1 pseudogene is annotated in these 652 nt (G+C 72.4%); it reads right to left on the reverse strand.

What is annotated here, in order from left to right:
- Positions 1-45 precede the first annotated feature (45 nt).
- Positions 46-652: pseudogene (locus EN742_RS36915) on the reverse strand (band 7 protein); the annotation flags it as partial.

The raw sequence follows: 652 nt of genomic DNA on the forward strand, positions 1-652 counted from the left end.
TCACGAAGACCGCGCGGGGTCGGTTCGCCGCCATGGTTCGCCCCCTCAGCGGGCCTCGATCACCGCCGGGCTCTTGCGGAATTCGCCGAGCACGGTGGCGAGCAGGTCCGGCGTCACGTTGACGTGCTCGATCTTCTCCAGCTTGCCGGCGAGCTGCTGGGCGGCGAGGCCGAGCAGGATCGCGGGCGGCAGGTCGCGGTAGATGGCGATGCGCTGCCGTTCGGCCTCGGCCTTGGCGCCCTCGACGGTGCGGATGCGCTCCGCCTCGGCGGCCGCCTCGACCTGCTGCGCCTCCGCCGCGCCGGTGGCGCGGTTGCGGACGTTTTCGGCCTCCTCGGCGATCAACAGCTTCTCGCGCCGGGCCAGTTCCGTCCTGGTCGCCATTTCATTTTCGGCGATGGCACGCTCCTTTTCGACGGCGAGCGCCCGACGCTCGAAGGTCGCCTCGTCGGCCTTCTGCTGCAGGGCCTCGAAGGTCGGTGTCTGCAAGGCCCGCTCGAGCTCGCTCGTCGGGGTGAGGTTGGTGAGCCGCACGGTGACCGCGGCGACGCCGATGTCGATCAGCGCCGGGTCGGCGGCGACAACCGCCTGCAGCCGCTCGCGCAACGGGGCGGGGCCGGCGTCGAGAAGCGCGCGGACCGGCGCCTGCCCG

Source organism: Mesorhizobium sp. M4A.F.Ca.ET.020.02.1.1, from assembly GCF_004022645.1.
Taxonomy (GTDB): domain Bacteria; phylum Pseudomonadota; class Alphaproteobacteria; order Rhizobiales; family Rhizobiaceae; genus Mesorhizobium.